This window comes from Pseudocolwellia sp. G5-9, assembly GCF_055808995.1.
The window spans coordinates 1,497,431-1,517,274 of record NZ_CM147893.1; the positions used below are offsets into that span (position 1 = coordinate 1,497,431).

Sequence of the window (19,844 nt, forward strand, 5' to 3'; positions counted from 1 at the left end):
TTCAACCTAAAGCAATAAAGAGTAATAAATAATGGATAAAGAAATAGAGATTCAAGCGGCAGTATTTAGACGTTTACTCGCTCATTTAGACAACCGTAAAGACGTGCAAAACATTGAGCTAATGAATTTAGCGGGGTTTTGTCGCAACTGCTTTTCTAAATGGACAGTTGCAGAAGCTGAAAAACTTGGCGTAGAAGTAGATATAGAAACAGCACGCGAACAAGTATATGGAATGCCCTATTCAGAATGGAAAGAAAAACATCAACTCCCTGCCACACCTGAACAGCTAGAAAAATTTAATCAACTTAATCCTAAAAAGTAAGCTTTTTTAAAATAGCATATACCCCTTACCATTTAGTTTTATAAAAAACTAAATGGTAATTGAAATACCAACCTTATCTGATTCTCTACGATCTTTAGTATTTCTTGACTCTAACCAACGGCCTCGTTTAGCCACTTGCTTTCTGCGATCGTTAGTAGAACGTCTATCTTTTTCTACCCAGTTAGATCTTTTTTTAACTAATTTCACCTGATTTTCATCCGTGTCACTTTCATCAGCGTTATCATTTTTTTTCGTTAGTTTTTGCTGTTTATAATGCTTTTGCTTTTTTTTGCTATTTTTTGCTGTACTTTCTGCTTTAGGCACAAGTACCGACGTTAATAGCTCTGGAATAACGTCCATAACAACCAACCTCTGTCGTAATTAATATAAATGACTTACCACCTTATCGGCAGGTATTACTATTGGTTTAGTTATTTTTAGATCATTTAATTAACAAAAGATTTTATAACGACTTAGCCTTTGAAAAAAAGAAATTATTAGGCATTGGCTAACACAGCATTATTCACTTACTTATGTTTACTCATTAGTTTCGATGAGTTATGTCTATATCACTTTACCCTTACCTAAAAAAGCTCACTTCATCTTCAGTTAAATATCGCCATTCACCTAGTGGTAAATCAGCGAGTTCTACACAACCAATACTCTCTCTATGTAGTCCAACAACTTTATTACCTATTGCAGCAAACATACGTTTTACTTGGTGGTATTTGCCTTCGGTAATGGTAAGTAATACCTCTTGTTCTTCAACTATTTCTAAAATACCGGGCTTAGTTAAGCCTGTTTCACCTTGTAGCTGAACGCCTTCTTTAAAGCGTTCAATAGCCGATTCTTCAATAGGGTTTCTTAACCAAACACGGTATGTTTTATTACAATCTTTTTTAGGAGAAATAATATTATGTGACCAACGACCATCATCTGTAACAATAACGAGTCCGGTTGTGTCAGCATCTAAACGCCCTGCTATGTGTAAATCAAACGCTTTATCTACTTCAACGTAATTCAAAATAGACGGATAAACTTCATCTACGTTAGAGCAAATAGTATCAAGAGGTTTATGTACCATAATATAGCGTGAAGTTCTTGGCGTGAGTACTTGGCCGTCAATATCGACGGTATTATTTTCGTGAACTTGCGTTGCTGCGTTTTTAACCACTTCGCCATTTACTCGTACATCGCCACTTTTAAGGACTTTTTTAGCTTCTGTTCGGGTTAACTCAGTACTTTTACAAATAAATTTATCTATACGCATTTATCTAACTCTTCAAACCTTTTTTACTTATATGCTTATTCAGCAAAATACCAATAACCTAAATCTAGTTGCGCTTTAACAAAACTGATAAACGCTAGATTCTCTTTCCACGGCTCTAGTGCTTCTGGATCAACACATACGTTATCGCACAACAGTCTAATAACAGGAGCAATAGATGAATCAAAATCAACTTGGCTGCCATTTATATAACAAACACCTTGCTCAACAGTGTCGGTAAAATAGAAAGCACGTAAACCACCTAAACGTAATAAGCTGGTTTGCGAGAGTATTTCAGTAATATCTTCATCAGCAAAAGGTTCTTCGTTGGGTACAAGATCCATTTCATGTTTAGCTTGCGTCATATAACAACCGGTAAAGCTTCTAAAAGCATCGTCGTTATCAAGCAATTGCTGTAGTTGATTTTTAATTAATAAATAATCTTTCGAGTCTATTGCACCGCTATGTTGAGTAGCTTCTCGATTAGGATCGACTATTAGCTCGTTACCTTGATCGTTGTCGATCAGATGATCCGCAAACGCACTCAACAAGCTTACCGTTGAATTAGTTCTAAAGCCTACAGAAAAGCTCATCGAATTATTTAATGACTTACCTTCGTGAGGAAAGCCCGGTGGAATATATAAAATATCGCCCGCTTCAAGCTCTTCATCAATAATAGCGTCAAAATTTTCAACATGTAATAAAGCCGTATGAGCCGAAAATTCTTTATGCTCGCCATTATCCCCTACTCGCCAGCGTCGGTTACCAGAACCTTGACAAATAAAGGTATCGTATTTATCCATATGCGGGCCAACACTACCATTAGGCGTAGCAAAACTTGCCATTAAATCGTCTAAGCGCCAGTGGGGAATAAATCGAAATGCTTCAATAATTTTCGCGGCATCTTCCGACCAATTATCTAATGCTTGTATTACTAACGACCAATTTTCTTCACCTAAATGATCGTAAGATTCAAACGGACCAAATTCAGCTTGCCATTTACCGTCAGTATGATGAATCAATCGCGATTGTACTTGCTCTTCGCATGCGATACCCGCAAGTTCATCAGGAGAAATAGGATCTTCAAAATTTAAAAAACCTTGCTTGATTAATACTGGTTTTTTTTGCCAATAATCACGTAAGAATTCTTTTTGGGTAAACTGAGTTAAATTTAATTGAAACATAGACTATTTTAGTATTCTGTAATTTTATCTGTACTTGCGCGGAGTTTATCACGTTAGCTTACTGCTCGTAATCTCTCATTAAATAATTATTACCTCACGATTAAACGACCATTCATTAGACAAAATAAGCCACTCGCCATAGAATGATTTTCATGAGATAACCTGCCTTAAAATAATAAGGAGAGAAAACACGATGGATTTGATTCAGGGCTTAATCATCATCACTACTATTCATTTTTTAGCTGCCGCAGCACCAGGGCCTGACTTTGTTTTAGTATCGCAACAAACACTCACCCATGGTAAAAAAACAGGTTTGTTTTGTAGCATCGGCATCACGCTGGGTTTATCTATCCATCTAATCTATTCAACACTTGGCTTAGCGGCCGTTATTGCTAATTCAAGTTCTGCACTGTGGGCAATTAAAATTATTGGTGGCTGTTATTTACTTTACTTAGGCTATAAAGGTATTACGTCTAAAAAATCGAGTAACGAAGCCGTTCAAACAATTAGTGTAAAAAAATCACCACTCAAAAGCATTGGTGTCGGTTTTTTATGTAACGCACTAAATCCCAAAGCGCCTATCTACTTTGTGTCGTTATTTACCTTAGTGCTATCGCCTGACTTACCTCTTTCGCACTTATTAATTTACAGTGCTTGGATAATGGCTATTCAATTATTTTGGTTTTCAAGCGTGGTGTTTTTACTTTCAAGACCTGCGGTAAATAAAAAGTTTCAAGCCATGGGGCATTGGGTAGACCGAGTAACAGGCGTGGCTATGGTTGCACTAGGTTTAAAAGTGATAACAACTAAGCTTGGTTAAAATATTCCTTACGCTTTATTACATATTTAAAACATTATCTAGACATTTTAATAGCTCAATTTTAACTACAATACTAGCTAAATATTATTGTAGTTAAGTATTATTTCTTAAGGGTTTAGAATGAATTTAATGATTAAGTATTGTAAAACAATAACGATTACTTGCAGCTTACTTTTAGTAACCAGCTGTGGAACTATTGGAAATAAAATTGTATATGAGATGGCTCAGCCGCCTGCTATTGCAACTTGCGATCTACAGCCTCCAACAGAAAAAGACTTATGCTATAAAAACTCAAAAAATAGAATACCTTATGAACAATATAAAAAAGAACGTAAGGCAATAATAGAAGGAAATATTATTGCCCAAAAATAATAATAAAACTTATTACATTTTTAATAAAAAACCATCTTTCGAGGGCTAATTACTACACTTAAAACGACTCTCTATTTACCCTATTGCGAATATTCTCATAACTTTCTGCTTTGGTTTTACTTGGAGCCACTATTTGCTGAATTGTAGCGTTGTGCAGCTGCATTGCTTAATAGCACTTTACCTTTTTTAGCAACGTTTTCGCGTTGTAGGTAGAACCTAATATCTTTCGTTTTAGCATTTTTAAATGCTAACTTTGGCAATGAAATGATTGCGCTCTAATTGAAAGCTATTAGAATAACAAAACTCATCACTTTACGCTTTTATAGGCCATTTATGTCGATTTACATTTCTTTATTACGTGGGATCAATGTCAGTGGTCAGAAAAAAGTGAACATGAAAGAATTAGCTTCGCTTTACCAATCGCTAAACTTGAATCAGGTATCTACTTATATTCAAAGTGGTAATGTTGTTTTTAGTTGTAATAACCTTACTGAAGAAGAACTCGCTAAAAACATTGAAAATGCTATTGAGAAACATTTTGGCTTTAACGTACCTGTTTTAGTTTTATCGCAACAAACGTTAGTTAATGCGTTAAAGGCCTTACCTTTTAAAGATATTTCAGTTACCGAACAAGGCAGCCAAGTAATATTGAGCTTTATGTCTACCGAGGTAAAAAGAGAAAATATAGATGCGCTAAAAAGTTATTTAACAGCAGAAGAAGAATTAGTTGCAGGTAGCAAACTTGTGTATTTACATTGCCCTAAAGGTTACGGAAAAACCAAGTTATCGAATACATTTTTAGAGAAAAAATTAGCTGTAACAGCCACATCAAGAAATTTAAAAACCGTTGTAAAACTTTGTGAAATAGCCGATCAAATATCGTAAAAGCTATTGGTTAACGCTATTAACTAACAAGTTAAAACTTATCCACCACTCTATGGTGCTTTGAGCTACCAAAGCACAGCATCAATTTCATTTAATAGATACTGTGTAAAAACATGAATATCTGGCAGGTCGTTCTTAATAGCATATTCAACAGCAATAGCTTTTTCTGATAGCTCAGTAAAACCAAACATTTGGCCGGCCCCAGCAATACGATGGGCTAAATTAGCGAGCTTTTCGTTGTCATTATTTTTAAGGTGTAAAATTAAGTCTTCTTGTTCTAGCACTAAATTAGAACGGAATCTCTCAACAAGGTCAGAAGTATCTATATTTGATACTTTTTCTTCTTGTTCTTTGGCTGTTTGCGAATCACAGCAGTATTTTACTACGGTGTTAATAAAGAGCTGTCTTTCAATAGGTTTTTTAAGATGACCATCAAAACCTAGCGATAAATATTCGTCAATTTCATGAGACATCGCATTAGCCGTTAACGCAACAATAGGTACTTCACAACCTTGCTGTCTTAATACATTAAAGGCTTCTATACCATCCATTTCAGGCATTTGAATGTCTAGTAAAATCAAACTAGGTTGGCTATTTTTATAGTGTTCTACGGCTTCTTTACCGTTAAGAGCTGTAAGTACTTCTAGCCCCATAGTGGTTAAAATACGTTCAATAATGCGCAAATTGTCTTCATAGTCGTCAGCTAAAATCACTAATCCTGTACAGCTAACGTCATCACTAATTTTCGGTTTATCGAGTACTTGAGTTATTTCAAATTTGTCATCTACACCAAAACTATAATCACAAGGTAAAACAAACGAAAATACGCTACCTACATTTAATTCACTTTCTACTTTGATTTCGCCCTGCATAATATTCGCAAGCTGCTTAGACACAGACAAGCCAAGCCCTGATCCGCCAAAGCGTCTACTAATACTGCTATCACCTTGGGTAAAACTTTTGAATATGTCTTGTATTTGCGTGTCACTCATTCCTATGCCGGTATCAGTAACTTTAAATACCAGTTGATTATCTGATACGTAAACGCTCAATTCGACTGAGCCATGTTGAGTAAATTTGATAGCATTTGCACATAAGTTAATTAAAATTTGCTTTAGCCTGAAGGCATCAAATTTAATAATAAAAGGCGTAGGTAAACGATGAGTAATAATAAAAGATAAGCCTTTTGCTTTAGCTTGATCTAAAAACATATTAATTAATTCGATAAAAACACCGTGAAGATCTTGATGATGTAAATCGAGCTCAAGCTTATTTGCTTCTATTTTACTTAAATCTAAAATGCTATTAATTAAGTCTAATACATGCAAACTGTTAGAATGAATAACCTCAACTTCTTTAGATAAACATTCACCTTTTATTTCACCACTTAATATAGCCTCAGACTGCCCAATAACCGCTGTTAATGGCGTTCTAATTTCATGGCTCATATTTGCTAAAAACTGACTCTTAACCTTATTAGCTAGCTGTAATTCTTGTGTTAGTTCAACTAACTCTAATGTTCTTATTTTAATTTTTTTAGCTAACTCTCCTTTTGAACGAATATCTTTTATACGTCTATAAAGGTAAAACACAGAAATAAAAATAAAGATAATAATAACAATAATAAAATTACGTTCTTGGTTGAGCTTTTGTCTTTCAAGCTCTTGTAATTTTGTTGTTTGTTCAAGATTTTTTACCTTTTCTTTTAACTGTTCCGACTCATATCTCACTAAGCGTTTATTGGTTTGATCATTCGTATGTTTATAAAATTCGTTAATATAATCTTGTTGAGTAGATAGCGCTTCTTTATTGTTTTTTTGATAAGCGTAAATTAATGAATATAAAGCTAAATTATTATTAATTTGCTGCTGATAATTCATTTTTAAGGCTTTTTCATGGGATAAATCTAACTGCGCTAAAGATTCGTCTACATAACCTAAATGAAATAAACCAACTGCTAACTCGTATAAAGCACCTACTTCGGCATTTTGATTTTTTGATAATTTAGCAACGCCTATAGCGGCCTCTGCATAGTTAATAGCAAGATCGGCTTCCAATTGCTGATTATACAAATCAGAAAGATTATTCAGTTGAGCGGCTATATAATAATCTCGGTTATTTTTTTGGTAATAGTCGAGTGCTTTTTCGGTGTAATAAAGGGATTTTTTATATTCTTTAGCATGTTTATAAGAAACACCTAAATCGGCATACGTTGTGGCAATACCGTCTTCGTCGTTAAGGAGTTGTTTTTGCTCTAGTACCTCAAGCAATAACGTGATTGCCGAGTCATGTAGTTTAAGTCGTAAATAAAGTTCAGCAATATTGCCTCGAATATCTATTTGATCTTCAATTGTGCCGTAGTTTAAGTAAAGTTGTTCAGCTTTTTGATACTGATCTAGTGCGCTGAGAGTATCGCCCATGGCAGCATATACTAAAGCGATATTATTAAGTAAATTGGCATGTTCTACGGGCATGTCTGTTTGGGTAAAATACTTTAATGACTTTTGATAAAAATCTAACGCTTCTTGGTTGTTACCTTGGAAGTAATGAATAATACCAATATATTTATTAGCCAGTGCTTCTTCTTTATTAAATTTGTTGTTAGAGGCAAAATTCTTAGTTTTTTCAAAAAATTTTAGCGCTTCGTCAAACTTCTCTTGAGAATAATAAGTAATTGCTTTTGCATGAAGTATTTTGCATTTTTGAATGGAAGTAAGCTCTTCATTATTTTCAAGAAGAGTTAATTGATGAACGGCAGAGGCAACATCTTTGATCTTTTCAATTTCATTAATTTTTTGTTCAAGATCATTTTGAAAAGCGTATCCAGGTATTAAGCTACTTAATAAATAAAGTAGTCCAATAAATAAATACGCAGTTTGCCTAAAAATCATGCCTATACCTTAGGTTTTTTAAGTTAGCATATAACAAATTAATCACCTTCAGTAGTAAAAACATTAACTGCTTATGTTTTTTTGTTGATTGAGTAAAAGTTGTTTAATTTCAGCTAATTCTTTTTCAAGTTTATCTATTTGCGCCCTACTGGCTGGCTGACCTTCTTCACCGGTTTCACCATGAGATTCAGCCCTAAAATTTTCATGCTCTTTACCCATCACTTCAAGAACCGTTCCTACCATCATATTTAAAAAGATAAAGGCGGTTAAAAAGATAAAGCTTAAATAATAAATCCAACTCATGGGATGTACGGCCATGGTTTCGTACATAACATCGGTCCAATCTTCAAATGTTGCAACTCTGAAAAGTGTTAACATTGAAATAGAAACATCGCCCCATAACACGGAGTTAATAGCACTAAACATAATGCTGCCAACAGCTGCGTAAATATAAAAAATAACAAACATTAATAAAGCGATATAACCCATTCTTGGGATTGCTTTAAGTAGTGCATTAATCAGTAACCTTAACTCTGGCACCATAGACACTAAACGTAATACCCTGAAAACTCTTAATAACCTTGCGAGTAAAACGCCAGAACCACCTGCAGGGATCAAGCTACCTATAACAATAATAGTGTCGAATATATTCCAACCACTTTTAAAAAAGTTTCTTTTATCTTTGTAGGTGATAAAACGGATAGATAATTCAATAACAAAAAAGATGGTGATACCGTGATCTAAAATAGACAAGATCGTAACAACATCATCAGGCAAGTTATGGGTTTTAGCTCCAATCAACAACGCAGATATAATAATAACGGCGATAATTGACCATTGAAAAACATTACTTGAGTTAATTTTATGCAGAAAAGTTTGTATTTCGTATAGCGTGGCTTTCACTGTTTTTCTCTTAATTAGCTTATTTAAATAGAATAAATTGAATAGGGTTAAATGAACGATAATACACTTTGTTTACCGATTATAAATAAAGACTTTAGCTTACTACGCTATCAGCAACATATGGGTTAGTTTGGCGTTCTTCACCAAAGGTACTCATAGGTCCATGTCCAGGAATAAAGCGTACATCGTCACCCAATGGAAATAAGTTACTCCGAATTGAGTGTATTAAGGTGGGGTGCTCCCCTCTTGGAAAGTCCGTTCTACCAATAGAACCTTTAAATAATACATCACCTACTTGTGCAAGTTTTGATGCTCGGTGGAAAAATATAACATGCCCTGGTGTATGTCCAGGGCAAAAATAAACTTCAAGTTCAATGTTACCAAAAGTAACGGTATCGTTTTGATTTAACCAGCGGTCGGTTTCAAAAAAATCAGCATCACTAAAACCAAAACGTTCTTTTTGTTCTGGAATTAAATCAATCCAAAATTGATCTTCTTTATGGGGCCCTTCAATAGGAACATTATAGAAAGAAGCTACTTTATGGGTAGCACCAGCGTGATCGATATGTGCATGAGTTAATAACACTTTGGTGAGTTTAAGATTATTTTCGGTAATTGCCGATTCAATTAAGGCGAAGTCGCCGCCAGGATCAATAACAGCAGCTTCCATGGTTTCATCACACCAAAAAAGCGTACAATTTTGCTGAAAAGCCGTCACGGGAATAATTTTAAACTGAAGCATACAACTCGACCTCTAAAGGCTAATAACAAACAAAACACATATATTGGGATTAATTACGCCAATCCAATAGAGAATAATGAAAGTATTTTACGCTATTAATATGTCGATTTTATGTATTATACCCGTTACCAACCAAGGTGCGTATTTCAGAGCATCTTGAATGATAACGGGTATATATTAAAGGCATAGTTATTTATTCTATGTAGTTAAGTGAAACTTAAAATACTCAAAAGTTCCGCTTAAGTGATTATTCTTTTTTACCACACTTGCTTTTTATCTCCATACCTTATTGTCCAACCTGTAAAATAAGACGCGAGAATAAATGCCGCTGATATGTGAGTATATTGTTCTGAAAATATGAGAACAATACCTATAGCTAATGCAAGAAACTCAAGCCAAAGTTGAGTTTTTCTTGATGGTATTCCAAAAAAAGCACACTTGAACCACCAAGGCTGCATTTTCCATTTTTCTGATTTTTTATCTATCATTGTGATTTCCTCTGTAAGTTTAGAAATATCGACTTCAAATACAGAGGCGAGGGATTTAAGAGTTTCAAGACTTGCACTTTGACCACTTTCCACACGCTGAATAGTTCTTATACTAAGACCTGTAAACGTTGCTAGTTGCTCTTGAGACCAATTCTTTTGTGCTCTTAATTTTTTTACTATCATAATTACTCCTCGCTGCTCTGAGCTTACAGAATGTCAAAAAAGTAGGCTTGGCGGTGACGAATTAAACCCGACAGTTTGCCGACAGTTGTCATTAAAACAAGGTAACAATTTGTTATATAAATAAAAAATCAAAGCTCGTTAAACTTATCTAACCATTCACTAAAAGAGTTTGATACCTGTGTTACGCTGCATAACCCTTGATCGAAAAACCAAACGGCCGCATCTTTTTGCTGGCTTACACAATCTGTCTGCTTAAAACAAAACATGTTGCCCTTACAGTCAGACGCAAACAAAATATGCCCTTTCTGCATGCCACTCATTTCGTATAGCTGTGATAATGAATAAACATCAGCCAAATTTAAAAAATCTTGTACTTCAGAAATATCAGAACCTAAATCACAAATTTTAGTTAATACATTGGGCGTATGAACTAAACCATAAGTCGAAATTAAATACTTATAAGACTCAGGTAGAAAAACATTAAGGTTAGATTCCAGCTCGTTAATATCTTCAGCTTTAATAGGAACCATAGCACTTTTACTGCCCCAATTTTTTACGAATAGATCTATGCTATTCATGTGGTAATACTCGATAATTCAAAGACGCCGATAGATATACGATAGCTAAGCTAAAAACACAAGGTTACTACCGATAAACATTTAAAAAAGCTCACACTATTTATTTATAAGATAAAAAACTTTTTAAAGTTCTTTTTAGTAGGTAAGCTTTGCCTCAGCTAATAACAATCAATTATATTAATTAATGACATCATCAAGAGATTTTTTCCATTCGCGTTTAGGTTTTGTACTTGCCGCCGCAGGTTCAGCAATAGGTTTAGGTAATATTTGGGGGTTTCCCACTCAAGCGGCTAATAATGGTGGCGGTGCTTTCTTATTCGTTTACCTTATTGTTACGCTACTTTTCGCTTTACCTGCCCTTTATGCCGAAATTTATTTAGGTAACCAAGCACAATCAAACCCTGTAAGAGCTTTAAAAGAAGCCTGTAAAGATTCTGTACCTAATTTGGGTAAATACATGGGAATTATCGGATTATGCGGTGCGGTAATGATGTTAAGTTTTTACACCATTGTAGCAGGTTGGATGCTAGCTAATGCCTTATCTCCGCTTGCTGCACTACTTAATTTTTCTGACTTATCAGTATGGTTATCAACATCGAGCACCACACGAAATTTAATCTTTACCCCTATATTTTCTTTATTAGGTGCAGCCATTATTCATCAAGGTATTAACTCAGGTATCGAAAAATGGTCGTCGCGCTTAATGCCCGTACTGCTAGTTATGCTACTTGGATTAATTGTGTATATTTTGCAACAACCCGGTGCAATAGAAGGCCTAAAGGTTTATTTAATACCTGATTTTTCACAAGTTATGGAACCTACATTAATCGTATCAGCCATGGGACAAGCTTTCTTCTCATTATCTGTTGGTGTTGGCGGCATGATGGTTTATGGCTCGTACATGAAAAAAGATCATGACATTGGCAAGCTAGTGCTTTCGATCGCCTCGTTAGATATGTTTATTGCTTTTATGGCTGGCTTGTTAATTATTCCTGCCCTTTTTGTTGCTCAACATGCAGGTTTTGAGGTATTTAATGAAGGTAAATTAATTGGCGAAGGACAATTAATATTTAATATTTTACCTCAACTATTTTCAAGCATGGGTACAATAGGTTTATTTGTTTCATTCGCATTTTTCTCTTTGTTATCAATTGCTGCGCTTACCTCAACTATTTCGTCTATTGAAGTTCCCGTGTCTTATTTAGTTGAAGAAAAAAGTAAATCAAGAAACAGTGCAACATGGCTTGTTTCACTTGTAGTGCTTACGGCAAGTTTACTAATTATCGCTTTTTTTGACACCTTGTTCGGCTTAGTAATACAGGTACTTACTACCATTTTACAACCGTTAAGCTGTTTGTTTTATTTTATAGTGGTGGGCTGGTTATGGAAACGCGGTAATAAACTCGTAGCAACAAACCAAAAAAATCACAGTAAATGGCTAGCCTTATGGGGCAATCATTTACGTTATTGCTGCCCTATTTTATTAACCATTGTATTTGTTAACGTAGCCATTCTTAACTAGCTTGAGTAATAGTACTAGGCGTTTCATTTAATCTGATACGCCTATCTCTCATCACTACGTCTTATATTTTTACTAATTAATTACATTTATGATTGCTTGCACCTATGCACTTGCTAAAATAGTGCATTAATTTCTACTTGGCTCTACTCACTCGAATGTATTCACGCTTATTAACACCATTAGATTTAGGTTTTACTCAATTAAAAAACAGAGTTTTAATGGGATCTATGCATACCAATTTAGAAGAAGCGCCCAATGGTTTTAACCGTTTAGCTGCTTTTTATGCATTAAGAGCACAAGGTGACGTAGGCTTGATTATTACGGGTGGAATTTCTCCAAATCCCGAAGGTAGATTAGCACCCAACCGCGCGATAATGAACGATAAAAGCGACGTAGTAAATCATCAACTTATTACCCGGGCTGTACATGCTGAAGATGGCAAAATATGTATGCAAATACTGCATGCAGGTCGATACGCTTATCAAAAACAAATTGTTGCACCTTCTGCCATTCAATCACCCATTATTCCATTAACACCAAAAGCACTATCGAGTAGCGATGTTGAACAACAAATTAATGACTTTGTTCATACCGCTGTTCTCGCGCAAGATTCTGGTTACGATGGTGTTGAAATTATGGGCTCTGAAGGTTATTTAATTAACCAGTTTATTGTTAGCTCAACCAATATTCGGAGCGACAAATGGGGTGGAAGTTACCAAAACCGCATACAGTTTGCGGTACAAATAGTAAAAAATATAAGAGCAAGAGTCGGCACCAATTTTATTATTATTTATCGCCTATCGGTACTCGATTTAGTCGAACAAGGCAGCTCGCTAGCTGAAGTAATTGAACTTGCTCAAGCAATAGAAGCTGCAGGTGCAACCATAATAAACACAGGTATTGGCTGGCATGAATCAAGAGTCCCTACCATTGCCAGCATGGTTCCTTCCGGAACATTTGCCAGTGTAAGCCAATACATTAAAGACAATGTTTCGGTTCCTGTGGTAGCGAGTAACCGTATAAATACGCCAGAGTTGGCCGAGAATATATTAGAAAACAACTGGGCAGACATGGTGTCTATGGCTCGCCCTTTATTGGCCGATAGCCACTTTGTACAGAAAACTAAAAACCAAATACCGCAAGCAATTAATACCTGTATCGCTTGTAATCAAGCCTGTTTAGATCATATTTTCGAAAACAAGGTGGCAACCTGTTTAGTTAACCCTTTTGCAGCACACGAAGAAGAATTTAAACTCGTCCTCGCTCTTACCCCTAAAAAATTAGCTGTAATTGGTGCAGGTCCTGCTGGTATGGCGTTTTCGTTATATGCAGCAACGCGTGGTCACGAAGTTACTTTGTTTGAAGCGACCGATAAAATAGGTGGGCAATTCAACCTAGCGAAACAAATTCCGGGCAAATCAGACTTTAACCACACCTTACGTTATTTTGAATACCAATTAGCTCAGCACAAAGTACGTATTCATTTAAATGCTGAATTAAAAGCTCACGACTTAAGTATTTATGATGACATTGTTATTGCCACAGGAACAACGCCTAACCAGCCAACGTTTGAAGGTTTTAGCCATAACAAAGTGGTGTCGTATCAAGATATTCTTTCAGGAAAAATAACCGCTGGTAAAAGTGTTGCTATTGTAGGCGCTGGAGGCATAGCCTTTGATGTTGCAGAATATTTAACGGACACAAGCAACTCAGCGCAAAATACCGTAACAAATTCAGAGAAAGAAATAGCAGAATTTACTGATACTTGGGGCATAGATCTGTCACTACAAAATAAAGGTGGTGTAAAAGCGGCTAACCATAAAAACTCAGTAAGAAACGTTTATATGCTGCAACGAAAAATTAGAAAACCAGGAGCAAGTTTAGGTAAAACCACAGGCTGGATACATCGCACCTCTTTAAAAGAAAAACACGTGTCTATGCTTTCAGGCGTAACTTATAACAAAGTTGACGACAACGGCTTACATATCAACATTAGAACAAAAGCCAGAGTGTTAGACGTAGACACTATTATTATTTGCGCTGGCCAAACAGAAAATAACAGTGTTGTTGATGTAATAGCTAAAAGTATTTCAGCTGACAACATTCATATTATTGGTGGCGCTTTAAATGCGCAAAAGCTTGATGCACAAAAAGCGATTGAAGACGCACTACACTTAGCTAGAACAATTTAGCTTACTAATAATAAAACATAAAAGGACAGCTTTTATTGTGTTAAAAAACTCATTACCAACACATATTGCAAAACGAAAAATTATATTTATTACCAGCATTCTTGCTTCATTCGCTTTTATTTTATTTTCTCTTACCGCCTCAAGCCCTAGCTATGGAAGCGATTGGTACAAAGCTTATAATATGGAAAAAGTTGAAGCTTATTCAAAAACCTTCGACTCAAATATTGTCTTTTATAAATCGCCGACTAAATGGAATACGCCCTCGTTAACCTTAATTCATGGTGTGGGTGGCTCAGCTGAAGATTTTAAAAAAATAGTTAAACAGCTTTCGCAACATTATCAGTTGTTTATTCCCGACCTGCCCGGTTATGGTCAATCGCAAAGTCCTAAAAATAACTTTTCACCCAGCAAGTATGCTCAAGCCTTATACGAAGTACTCCCTAAATTAGTACGTAAACGTAATATTGTTATTGGCCATTCAATGGGAGGAAATATCAGTGTTCAATTGTCACTCAAACATCCTGAATTAGCAGAAAAGCTTATTTTGATAGATGCTGCTGGTTTTATTAATAAATTTTCTTACAGCCAATACATCGCCAATAATTACGCGCTTGATAAAATAAAGTTAACAGAAAACGAAGCCCCCTTACTAAAGGGCTTAATTAATACCGTTAATAAATTAATTCCCGACCCAAGCAAAGTTTTATTAAGCGACGCAGGTAGAAAATACCTATTAGAAAACAACAGTACTTATATTTCAGCTATTGCTGTACTGGACGAAAATCTAACAAAGTTAATGAGAAAACCAGCACCTCCTACCCATATTATTTGGGGCGGAAAAGATCAAGTCATGCCCGTACAAGTTACTAAGTTACTCAGCTATTTATTAAAAACACAATCTATTGAAATTTTTGAAACCGCAGGCCACTCTCCGCAAAAGCAATTTCCAATACAAGTGGCCAACAGTATTCACAACTTCATACAAAATGGGGCTAAAAGTACTGAAAACATCAATAAAACTACAGTTTACAATCAAAGCATCACTATAGATTGTGATAAAGGCCAAACGACTGATTTGTTAAATAACACAACGTATTTAAACGTTACTATTAAAAACTGCCAACCTAAGAGCAATATAGACAACTTTACTGCTAGCCAATTAGTTGTAAATAACTCTAAGCTAACCTTCACCAATTTAAGCCTAAATTACCCAGAGGGCTTTAGTTTTATATCGCTTAAATCAAGTATGAATGTATGGGGCGGAAATTTAAAAGGCTTATCAGTAGGTTATATAGAAGAAAGCGATATAGAACTTCACGGAGCAGATATATATACAAAAAACACTTTAGTTATTAGCAATGTACCTACTACAATGAATGTATCGTTAACTCGAGTACATCAAGATAACAGAAGCTTTAGTTGGCACGGTATGATTAACGTAGGGTTTTAGCTAATCGGTGCTGCTTTTCTCGTTCTTAGTTCTATTAGGTAGCACAATTCTGACTGTTTTAGTGGCAAGGTGTACTTCACGAAGAAAATAGCTCAAACCTACGGTAAGGGTAAACATTGACGAAATAAAAAGCGTTCCAACCACCCATTTTATTTCAAAACCAAGAATCGCCTTTATAAAAAGCACCGCAATCACCAAACAAACCAGTAATGCAGAAAGCGTACAGGCTGTAATAGCAGAACTCGCTAAGTAACGGCGACGTTCAAGATAATGCTGCTCTACTTCATAACAGTTAAGGTTAACATGCTCAGCTTTAACAAATTTATCCGCAACATGTCGCCCACGATCAATAATACGCGCAAGACGCCCCGTCATAACATTCAACATGCTGGCAATACCCGTTAAGAGAAAAGCAGGAGCCAATGCGAGCTGTATTACGTGGCTTACATCGCCTAAAAAAGGTGTGGTGTCGATCATAACGTTTTAATTCTCATTTTTTAAGAGTGAGTAATATTTCCTACAAAAGTTTTTGATTTGTGGACTATTTATACCCGTAACCATTCAAGAGGCTATTTCAGAGCATTTTGAATGATAACGGATATATATCTTACGCAATAGCAAAATCTACTGAGTGAACATTCGTTAAGTTAACTTGTTGTTTAGCATGCCAAAGATCATAGTTATCTTGCATTGATAACCAACTCTCAGGTGTTCTGCCTATTGCTTTAGATAATCGGAGTGCCATTTCAGGAGATATTGCACTTTGCCCTTTAAGAATTCTATTTAAAGTAGATGAAGCAACATCTAATTGTTTCGCTAAATAACGACAACTATAACCAGAAGGCTCTAGATAAACGTCGTAAATAAACTCCCCTGGATGCGGTGGATTATACATACTCATTAGTGATAGTCCTCATAGTTGAGAATATATGCATTACCTTCGATGAATTCAAAAGTTATACGCCAATTACCATTTACGGTAATAGACCAAATCCCATCACGTTCACCTTTTAAAGGGTGTAACCTAAAGCCGGGTAAATTTATGTCATCAATGACTTGGGCTGTATCTATTGCCGCCAGCTGCATACGTAATTTACGTTGATGCTTTGCTTGAATGCCAGAAACACTACCTGTTTGAAAGTATTTCTTAAGACCTTTGTGTTTAAAAGATTTGATCATACAACAAGTGTAGCGTGATGCGCATCACATGTCGATTAAAAAAGAATAACTATATACCCGTTACCAATCAAGATGCGTATTTCAGAGCACTTGAGCGATATCAATTCAAGGCAATGCTTTGTAATAATGGTCGTTCCCTTATAAAAAGCATTAACGACGAAGTGATTTTGCTCAAGCGCTTCTTCGATGGGTCTAAAAACAATTTATGCTGCGTTATTAACTTTAGTAAGGGAATAACCATGACGTAAACTTAATGCCTTGCATACATGGATGTATGTACTTAGATTTTGTTTGGAACGTAAAATCTGTGCCTAAATTGTTTTTAGTTCCCACTGAAACCTACATATTGAATGGTTACGGGTATATATTACAATGTTCAACCGACTTTTATTAAGCAAACGGCTTAACCGCTATCAAATTAATCAAAGTTTCTTCACGGTCTGTTGGTGGTTTAATACCAAATAAGTTTTCGCCAATAGCTAAGTCTTCTCGGCTCCACCAAAGAAAAGGGTAAGATATTTGTTCATCGTTAACGGTAAAACCAGAATCTTTAATAAGCGTTAAATATTCGTCTGCCGTTTTTTGTACGCTCATAGGGTGGCGAAACAGTAAACGAATAATCCACGAGTGAATATAACGTTTAGTGGATTCAGCAAACATGAATATTCCACCAGGTTTTAAAATACGTAAAAACTCTTTTAAAGCTTCAGGTTGGTAAATTAAGTGGTGGAATGTTTGATGGCAAAATACCATATCCACTGAATTATCTTCCAACTTGATCATTGAGCTAGAGCAACGTACATATTCAACATTGTTTAGGTTATGTAGAGCGACTTCTTTTTTAGTTTCGTCTAGCATTTCCTGATCTATGTCCATGGCAATTAATCGCTCGGGGCTATATCTGTCGTTCAGTTTTTTCATTGAACGACCATAACCACAGCCCACATCGGCAATAACATTAAACGTACGAGGTGAATCTTTTAACAAATGAGTAAGGTCTTCTAGCGCAACTTCTAGAACATAGTCTGTCCATGTATTACTTCTAAGAAACCATTTACCAAAAGCTGATTCAGGTACGTGCGCTTCTGCTAATACATTTTTCATATATTTTCCGTTGAAAGTTACTGTATAAACTTTTTAAAAATAAGCGAGGTATTAATACCACCAAAAGCAAAGTTGTTACTCATTACGTATTGGGTATCTATTTCTCGTCCGTCGCCTGTTATGTAGTCTAAATTTCCACATTCAGGATCAACGTTATCTAAATTTAAAGTAGGAGCAAACCAGCCATTGTTCATCATTGAAATACACGCCCACGACTCAATAGCACCACAAGCACCTAATGTATGGCCTAAATAGCTTTTTAATGAACTAATCGGTACGTTAGATGTTACGGCCATTTCAGTTGCGTGTGTTTCGGCTATATCGCCTCTGTCTGTTGCTGTTCCGTGCGCATTTACATAACCAATTTCAGATGCATTTATACCTGCGTCTTGAAGAGATTCGGTAATAGCTAGCGCCATGGTTTCTTTAGTCGGTTGTGTAACATGAACGCCGTCTGAGTTGGTACCATAACCCACCACTTCAGCGTAAATAGTTGCGCCACGGTTTACGGCATGCTCGTATTCTTCAAGAATAAGTGTACAAGCACCTTCACCAATAACAAGGCCATCTCTGTCTTTATCGAAAGGTCTTGGGCTGTTTTTAGGATCATCATTTTTCGTTGAGGTTGCATATAATGTGTCAAACACAACGACTTGGGTAGGACAAAATTCTTCACCTCCGCCAGCCACCATCATTTCTTGTTTACCAAATTTTATAGCTTCGTAGGCATAACCGATAGCTTGAGAGCTAGAAGTACAAGCTGAGCTTGTTGTATACATACGCCCCGAAATTCCGAAAAACACCCCTACGTTAACAGCCGTAGTGTGGCTCATCATTTTGATATAACTAGTAGCGTTAATACCATTCATATCGCCCGACTTTATTAAGTCGCCAAAGGCAACCATAGGTTCACTTGAACCAGAAGAAGAACCATAAGCGATACCCATACGGCCAGATTTCAGGTATTTATCGTCTAATAAATTAGCATCTATTAAGGCATTTTCAGTTGCGCTGGTTGCCATTAATGAAATGCGCCCCATTGAGCGAATTTGTTTTCTTTTATAATGAGCCGGACGTTCAAAATCTTCTATTGGGGCTGATAAGTGTGTATATAAACCCTTAATAGCTTTTAGCGATTCATCTATTTTTACAGCATTTTTTTTCTTACGTAAATTCGCTTCAAAGTCTTCCCAATTATGACCAAGGGACGTAATAGCCGACATACCGGTAACAACAACACGTTTCATTTAAAAATAAACCTCTTATTCATGTAATTTAACTTTATTACATTTTTCTCTTAAATTGTTATAACTGTTCGGCTAAAAATTTAGCAGGATCGTTAGGCTGAAATACATTAATTCTTGCTGTTGCTAATGCCTTATCATTTTCTGATATAGAACAATCAAACGCGCTTAAACCTGACTCATCACTATACAATTTATCTACTTTCACAATAAGTTTCATGCCTTTTGTAAAAACAGAATAATCGCATTTGTATTTTCTTGAACTGACTAAAAAGCCAATTTCAACCGCTCTACCCTGACTAATTTCATTCGCATTAGCATAAGCTGCAATACTTTGAGCCATGTATTCTATACCCACATAACTTGGTACGCCTTGCAAATTTTGGTTATACAGTAAACTCGACTCTGTTATTGTATGGCTACACGTCGCTGTTTCGTCTTCAAATGAAATAAGCTCATCAAGAAGGATCATCGGCTCTGCATGAGGCAGTACCTCTTCAATGCTAAAGTTTTTCATA

General features: G+C 35.7%; 21 protein-coding genes. 7 read left to right on the forward strand and 14 right to left on the reverse strand.

The window, feature by feature from the left end:
* Positions 1-31: 31 nt before the first annotated feature.
* Complete coding sequence (locus AC0L5Q_RS06480; RefSeq protein WP_473615974.1) at positions 32-322, forward strand: DUF1244 domain-containing protein; 291 nt, start codon at positions 32-34, stop codon at positions 320-322.
* A 48-nt stretch (positions 323-370) separates the two neighbouring features.
* Here AC0L5Q_RS06480 and AC0L5Q_RS06485 read toward each other — a convergent pair whose 3' ends face one another.
* The 3 genes from AC0L5Q_RS06485 to AC0L5Q_RS06495 form a co-directional block, all read right to left on the reverse strand.
* Positions 371-682, reverse strand: coding sequence for a hypothetical protein (locus tag AC0L5Q_RS06485; protein WP_473615977.1), 312 nt, complete (start codon positions 680-682; stop codon positions 371-373).
* Between the two features lie 220 nt (positions 683-902).
* Complete coding sequence (locus AC0L5Q_RS06490; protein ID WP_473615981.1) at positions 903-1,592, reverse strand: pseudouridine synthase; 690 nt, start codon at positions 1,590-1,592, stop codon at positions 903-905.
* 35 nt (positions 1,593-1,627) lie between these two features.
* A complete protein-coding gene (locus AC0L5Q_RS06495) occupies positions 1,628-2,773 on the reverse strand; it encodes a JmjC domain-containing protein (RefSeq protein WP_473615986.1) in 1,146 nt (381 codons plus the stop codon).
* A gap of 193 nt (positions 2,774-2,966) precedes the next feature.
* On the opposite strand from AC0L5Q_RS06495, the gene AC0L5Q_RS06500 reads away from it, so the two are divergent.
* The 3 genes from AC0L5Q_RS06500 (at position 2,967) to AC0L5Q_RS06510 (ending at position 4,850) form a co-directional block, all read left to right on the forward strand.
* Positions 2,967-3,593, forward strand: a complete 627-nt coding sequence (locus AC0L5Q_RS06500) for a LysE family translocator (protein ID WP_473615991.1) — start codon at positions 2,967-2,969, stop codon at positions 3,591-3,593.
* 120 nt (positions 3,594-3,713) lie between these two features.
* The gene (locus tag AC0L5Q_RS06505) at positions 3,714-3,965 is read left to right on the forward strand and encodes a hypothetical protein (RefSeq protein WP_473615996.1); all 252 of its coding nucleotides are present in this window, start codon (positions 3,714-3,716) and stop codon (positions 3,963-3,965) included.
* A gap of 333 nt (positions 3,966-4,298) precedes the next feature.
* Positions 4,299-4,850 (forward strand): DUF1697 domain-containing protein, encoded by a 552-nt coding sequence (locus AC0L5Q_RS06510; protein WP_473616001.1) that lies wholly within the window; start codon positions 4,299-4,301, stop codon positions 4,848-4,850.
* Between the two features lie 65 nt (positions 4,851-4,915).
* Here the strand turns inward: AC0L5Q_RS06510 and AC0L5Q_RS06515 are convergent, their stop codons facing one another.
* From AC0L5Q_RS06515 to AC0L5Q_RS06535, 5 genes are all read right to left on the reverse strand, one after another.
* Complete coding sequence (locus AC0L5Q_RS06515; protein ID WP_473616003.1) at positions 4,916-7,741, reverse strand: tetratricopeptide repeat protein; 2,826 nt, start codon at positions 7,739-7,741, stop codon at positions 4,916-4,918.
* Positions 7,742-7,804: 63 nt separating this feature from the next.
* The gene (locus AC0L5Q_RS06520) at positions 7,805-8,644 is read right to left on the reverse strand and encodes an ion transporter (protein ID WP_245825394.1); all 840 of its coding nucleotides are present in this window, start codon (positions 8,642-8,644) and stop codon (positions 7,805-7,807) included.
* 94 nt (positions 8,645-8,738) lie between these two features.
* On the reverse strand, positions 8,739-9,386 hold the full coding sequence (locus AC0L5Q_RS06525; RefSeq protein WP_473616010.1) for an MBL fold metallo-hydrolase: 648 nt from the start codon (positions 9,384-9,386) through the stop codon (positions 8,739-8,741).
* A 257-nt stretch (positions 9,387-9,643) separates the two neighbouring features.
* Positions 9,644-10,057 (reverse strand): helix-turn-helix domain-containing protein, encoded by a 414-nt coding sequence (locus tag AC0L5Q_RS06530; protein WP_473616014.1) that lies wholly within the window; start codon positions 10,055-10,057, stop codon positions 9,644-9,646.
* 128 nt (positions 10,058-10,185) lie between these two features.
* On the reverse strand, positions 10,186-10,635 hold the full coding sequence (locus AC0L5Q_RS06535; RefSeq protein ID WP_473616019.1) for an SMI1/KNR4 family protein: 450 nt from the start codon (positions 10,633-10,635) through the stop codon (positions 10,186-10,188).
* 184 nt (positions 10,636-10,819) lie between these two features.
* Between AC0L5Q_RS06535 and AC0L5Q_RS06540 the strand changes: the two genes are divergently transcribed.
* The 3 genes from AC0L5Q_RS06540 (at position 10,820) to AC0L5Q_RS06550 (ending at position 15,799) form a co-directional block, all read left to right on the forward strand.
* Positions 10,820-12,157, forward strand: a complete 1,338-nt coding sequence (locus tag AC0L5Q_RS06540) for a sodium-dependent transporter (protein WP_473616023.1) — start codon at positions 10,820-10,822, stop codon at positions 12,155-12,157.
* A 155-nt stretch (positions 12,158-12,312) separates the two neighbouring features.
* Positions 12,313-14,349: a 2,4-dienoyl-CoA reductase FMN-binding domain-containing protein gene (locus AC0L5Q_RS06545; protein WP_473616028.1), complete on the forward strand. Its 2,037-nt coding sequence runs from the start codon at positions 12,313-12,315 to the stop codon at positions 14,347-14,349.
* 37 nt (positions 14,350-14,386) lie between these two features.
* Positions 14,387-15,799, forward strand: a complete 1,413-nt coding sequence (locus AC0L5Q_RS06550; protein ID WP_473616031.1) for an alpha/beta fold hydrolase — start codon at positions 14,387-14,389, stop codon at positions 15,797-15,799.
* Here the strand turns inward: AC0L5Q_RS06550 and AC0L5Q_RS06555 are convergent, their stop codons facing one another.
* The 6 genes from AC0L5Q_RS06555 to AC0L5Q_RS06580 all read right to left on the reverse strand — a co-directional run bounded on the left by AC0L5Q_RS06555 (position 15,800) and on the right by AC0L5Q_RS06580 (position 19,843).
* Positions 15,800-16,276 carry a DUF2721 domain-containing protein gene (locus tag AC0L5Q_RS06555; protein WP_473616035.1) on the reverse strand — a complete coding sequence of 159 codons (477 nt, stop codon included), beginning with the start codon at positions 16,274-16,276 and terminating at the stop codon, positions 15,800-15,802.
* A 130-nt stretch (positions 16,277-16,406) separates the two neighbouring features.
* Positions 16,407-16,700 (reverse strand): HigA family addiction module antitoxin, encoded by a 294-nt coding sequence (locus AC0L5Q_RS06560; RefSeq protein WP_473616040.1) that lies wholly within the window; start codon positions 16,698-16,700, stop codon positions 16,407-16,409.
* A complete protein-coding gene (locus AC0L5Q_RS06565) occupies positions 16,700-16,978 on the reverse strand; it encodes a type II toxin-antitoxin system RelE/ParE family toxin (protein WP_473616041.1) in 279 nt (92 codons plus the stop codon). Before AC0L5Q_RS06565 ends, AC0L5Q_RS06560 begins: the two co-directional genes overlap by 1 nt.
* Before the next feature lie 390 nt (positions 16,979-17,368).
* Positions 17,369-18,082, reverse strand: a complete 714-nt coding sequence (locus AC0L5Q_RS06570) for a class I SAM-dependent methyltransferase (protein ID WP_473616045.1) — start codon at positions 18,080-18,082, stop codon at positions 17,369-17,371.
* 17 nt (positions 18,083-18,099) lie between these two features.
* Positions 18,100-19,329, reverse strand: coding sequence for a beta-ketoacyl-ACP synthase (locus AC0L5Q_RS06575; RefSeq protein ID WP_473616048.1), 1,230 nt, complete (start codon positions 19,327-19,329; stop codon positions 18,100-18,102).
* A 58-nt stretch (positions 19,330-19,387) separates the two neighbouring features.
* Entirely contained in the window at positions 19,388-19,843 is a 456-nt protein-coding gene (locus AC0L5Q_RS06580; protein ID WP_473616052.1) for a hotdog family protein, read from the reverse strand.
* Position 19,844: the final 1 nt, after the last annotated feature.